This is a genomic window from Streptococcus sp. GMD4S, from assembly GCF_000296955.1.
This window is the reverse complement of sequence record NZ_AJRE01000092.1, coordinates 1-5,121: the sequence shown is the minus strand read 5'-3', so window position 1 is coordinate 5,121 and position 5,121 is coordinate 1. Positions and strand designations below refer to the sequence as shown.

2 protein-coding genes are annotated in these 5,121 nt (G+C 40.6%); one reads left to right on the top strand and one right to left on the bottom strand.

The window, feature by feature from the left end; translation table 11 throughout:
• Positions 1-2,627: DNA polymerase III subunit alpha (locus GMD4S_RS06890; RefSeq protein WP_008289385.1), on the bottom strand; the 2,627-nt coding region annotated here is incomplete at its 3' end.
• A 414-nt stretch (positions 2,628-3,041) separates the two neighbouring features.
• Between GMD4S_RS06890 and GMD4S_RS06885 the strand changes: the two genes are divergently transcribed.
• On the top strand, positions 3,042-5,121 hold a 2,080-nt coding region (locus GMD4S_RS06885), incomplete at its 3' end, for a Xaa-Pro dipeptidyl-peptidase (RefSeq protein ID WP_001212018.1).

Sequence of the window (5,121 nt, the reverse complement as noted above, 5' to 3'; positions counted from 1 at the left end):
GTGGTCGGATATAGGGCTTGTTTGGCAAGAGTTTGGAGAGGATGGGGACTGATACCTACCCCAATCAGTTCCTGCTCTTTGTAAAATTTCTCTGCCTCAGTAAAATCATCAGCTTCAGTCCAACTATAATTTGTATCCGCAAAGAGTCCACCTAACTCCTCAACAAAGACAAATAAGTTTGGTAGGTTCACTAAGATTTTCTGGCGATTCTTGTCAAATTCATCAAAAAGTCCTAGTTCAACCAAAGGCGTCAAAAGCGACAATTTCTTGTAATTCTTGGGAAGACGTGTGACAAAATATTCAATGCTTGAGAAAGGACGATTTTCAATAATCCAGTAAGACAAATCTCTTGGCATTCCCTTAATGGCTTTTAGACCAAGATAGATTTTCTTCTTAGCAATTTTATCATGATAGGGAATGCTGTTGATTGCTAAGGGAGCTACTTCAAAGCCCATCTGCAATGCATCTACAATGTAATCACTGCTAGAATAGTTCAACATAACTTGAAAGAAAATAGCAGGATAGTGTGTCTTGAAATAAGCTAGTTGGAATGCCAGTGCTGAGTAGGCATAAGCGTGGGATCGGTTAAATCCATAGCCTGCAAACTTTTCCATCACTGCAAAAACTTGGTTGGCCTTTTCTTCTGTATGCCCCAATTTCATAGCTCCTGTGATAAAATCTTCCTTCATCAGATGCATCTCTTTGGCATTTTTCTTACCCATGGCACGTCTGAGAATGTCGGCTTTACCAAGACTGAATCCTCCAAAGCGTTGAGCTACCTGCATAACCTGCTCTTGATAGAGCATAATACCGTAGGTTGATGAAAGGATGTCTTCTAAGGCAGGGTCTAACACCGTCACCTTTTCTTTACCATGCTTACGAGCGACAAAATTATCAATATAATCACTTGCCCCCGGTCTATTGAGGGATGTCGTTGCTACTACCTCTTCAAAGACTTGCGGCTGAACTCGTTTCAAGAGCCGAATGGCGCCAGGTTGTTCAAATTGGAAAATCCCCTTGGTATTTCCAGCAGCAAAGAGGGCCAGAGTTTCTTTGTCTTCCAGGTCAATCTCTTCGATTTTTAGATGAACGCCCTCTGATTCCGCAAGTAATTCTTTCATTTTTTGTACGAAAGTCAGGTTACGTAAGCCGAGGAAATCCATTTTTAGAAGTCCATTGGCTTCAACACCATGAGCATCATACTGGGTGATGAGCATATCCTCACCATATTTTAGAGGAATATAGTCCGTCAAGTCTTGGTCACTCATAACGACTCCTGCCGCATGGATAGAGGTCTGACGAGGATACCCTTCAATCTTTCGAGCAATCTCAAAAGCTTTTTGGTATTCGATCTTACTATTGATGACCTGTCTAAATTGCAAATTCTTTTCATAGGCCGTCGTTAGCGTATCTCGGAAACTGATTTTTTTCGTAATATTTGTTAATTCGTACTCAGGGACACCATAACGTTTGAAAACATCACGAATTGCCTGTTTTGCTCCAAAGGTCGAATAAGTGACAATCTGTGCCACATGTTGACTACCATAGCGATCACGAACATAGCGAATGAACTCCGGCCTATAAAGGTCAGGGATGTCGATATCGATATCGGGCATGGTATAGCGCTCACGATTTAAAAAGCGCTCGAAAATCAAGTTCTTCTCAACCGGGTCAATTCCTGTAATATCCAGTGAGTAAGCCACCAGACTACCAACCGCAGAACCACGCCCCATTCCCATATAATATCCTTGGGAACGTCCAAAACGGAGCAAATCCCAAACTACAAGGAAATAATCGTCAAAGCCCATATCATGAATCACAGCTAATTCCTCATTCAGTCGCTCATGATAGATAGCTGAGGTTAGCCCCTTGTCACTCAAGCCTTGCTCAGCTCTCTCTCTAAGTTCTTCGACCGCTGGTCTTTCAGGATTAAAGCGAGGGAGTTTTAAACTTGGGTCGATTTGATAGCTTACATTCTCTATCAGACCTTGGAGATTGGCAAGCGCCTGAGGGAAGCGATTTTTAAACCGTGCTTCCAAGTCTGAGGCAGGTAAAAAAATCCCTTGTTGTGAATGCAGATCCACTTCTCTCAGACTGACATTGTCCTTGACTGCTGATAAGATTTGTAAAACTTGAATATCTTCTTTTTCAAAAGAGTTGACCTGATAGAGTGGAAGAATTGGTCTAGTAAAGACTTCTTGAGGAGTATCTAGACTGACACCGATAAAATAATCGTGCCCCAAATCTAACTGTTCGATTCCCTCAAAATAGGGAACAATAATAGCAACATCTTCGAGGTGGGAGGTGAAGTCAGACCAATTTTTCCGTCCAGTCATTTTTAAAGTGGATAACTTCATCAACTCTTGATAACCTTTAGTGGATAGGGCTAGAAAACGTAGAGAGAGATTCTCCTCATCTTTGACCAAGGTCATTTCTAAACCAATTAAAGGTTGAATGCTATGCTTACGAGTTGCTTCTAGAAAATGATAGGCTCCATAGAGATTATCCACATCCATGATAGCAAGGTGAGAATAGCCGTATTCTTTAGCCATTTGTACGTATTTTTCAATCGAAACCACACTTTCCATAAAACTATAAACAGTCTTGGTGTCGAGCTGTGCAATCATTTCTTCTCCTCCTTGCTTTCGTTTTACTACTATTATACCATTTTAAGCTGGATATTGAAGCAACTCTGCACTTTCTTTTCAATATCATCAGTTCCAAACTTCTTCTCTTCTTACTGTTAAATTCTTCATTTTTCAAAGGAAGAAAATATAAAATTAATATTATATAATAGTTTTAAATGTAAATTTAGATATATTTATACCAAACGAAGAATAATAAAGATAGGAGTTATATGCAGTTTTACATATAAAATTCTCTAGAAAAAGGCTTACTTCTATGGTATTTATTCAGCATTTTATAATAACTTACTAAATAGATATGCTGGTTTAAGAAATTTATTTCATTTAAGTTTATTTATTCCATTTTTCCCTCTTTTTTGATATAATAAATCCAGTCTGTTTTCAAAGGAGAGAAACATGCGTTTTAATCAATTCAGCTATCAACCAACCACTAGTTCTCAACGATTTGCAGAATTAGAAGGTCTTGGTCTAAAGCTGTCACCCCAACTGTCCTTAAAAAGACAGTTTGAAGACTTCATTTGTTGGAGTTTTTTCACTTATTCTGACACGGATTATGCCTTATCGACTTTGGCTGAGGATAAAGAAACAGATTTAGTAACCTTTTTCCAGTCAGACCGTGAGTTAACTGCGGAGATTTTCTACACAGTAGTTTTTCAACTTTTAGGATTTAGCTATCTTGTTGACTTTGAGGATGCCGAACAGTTTCGTAAAGAAACTGGTTTTCCTATTGTTTATGGGGATCTCATTGAAAATCTTTATCAGTTACTCAATACGAGAACGAAAAAAGGAAATACGCTCATTGATCAACTTGTTAGTGATGGACTCATTTCAGAAGACAATCACTACCACTACTTTAACGGTAAGAGCTTGGCAACCTTCTCTACTCATGATGTCATTCGTGAAGTCGTGTATGTCGAGAGTCGTGTGGATACTGATAACGACGGTCTCCCTGACTTAGTCAAGGTCAGCATTATTCGCCCGCGTTATGATGGACAGATTCCTTCAGTCATGACTGCCAGCCCTTACCACCAAGGGACCAACGATAAAGCCAGTGACAAGGCTCTCTACAAAATGGAAGGGGTGCTTGAGGTCAAACCGCCCCACACCATTGAACTTGAGGAGCCCAAGCTGAATTTAGTCGAATCTCATGGTCAAGCAGAAGTCGTCTCAGAAGCTGAAGAAAAGCTATCTCATATCAATAGCTCATATACACTCAATGACTACTTCCTCCCACGTGGATTTGCCAATCTCTATGTATCAGGTGTTGGAACCAAAGATTCTCAAGGTCTCATGACCAATGGTGACTACCAGCAGATTGAAGCTTATAAAAATGTCATTGATTGGCTCAATGGTCGTTGTCGTGCTTTCACGGACCACACGCGCAAGCGCCAAATCAAGGCTGACTGGTCAAACGGCAAAGTCGCAACAACAGGTATTTCCTATCTAGGTACCATGTCTAATGGTCTCGCCACCACTGGTGTTGATGGTTTGGAAGTGATCATCGCAGAAGCAGGTATTTCCTCTTGGTACAACTACTATCGTGAAAATGGTCTGGTAACCAGCCCAGGTGGTTATCCAGGTGAGGATTTTGACTCACTTGCTGAATTGACCTACTCCCGCAATCTCTTAGGCGGTGACTATATTCGTGGCAATGAAGCTCATCAAACGGACTTAGAAAAGGTTAAAGAGAAACTCGATCGCAAGACTGGTGACTACAATCAGTTTTGGCATGACCGCAACTATCTGCTCAATGCTCACAAGGTTCAAGCTGAGGTCGTCTTTACGCATGGTTCCCAGGATTGGAACGTCAAACCTCTTCATGTTTACCAGATGTTTCATGCTCTTCCTAGCCACATCAATAAGCACCTCTTTTTCCATCATGGTGCCCATGTCTATATGAACAACTGGCAGTCGATCGACTTCCGCGAGTCCATGAATGCCTTGTTAAGTAAGAAATTGTTAGGACTTGACTCAGGCTATCAACTTCCGACTGTCATCTGGCAGGACAATATCGCACCGCAAAAATGGCAAGGTCTTGATAACTTTGGCAAACAGGATGAACTGCATACCTTCTCTCTTGGTAATGATGAAAAAGTGATTCAAAACCAGTATGATCAAAAAGATTTTGATCGTTATGGTAAGACTTACCAGACCTTCAACACTGAACTTTACCAAGGAAAAGCCAATCAAATCACCATTGACCTTCCAGTAAGTCAAGACATTCACTTAAATGGGCGAGTGGAGCTGAAACTTCGTGTCAAATCGAGTACGAACAAGGGCTTATTATCAGCCCAACTGTTAGAACTTGGACAAAAGAAATATCTGCAGCCTTATCCAGCTGTTTTAAATGCTAGAACCATTGATAATGGTCGTTACCACATGTTAGAAAATCTCTGTGAACTGCCATTCAACCCAAGTGCCCAACGTGTCATCACCAAAGGCTACCTTAATCTTCAAAATCGAACCAATCTCTTGA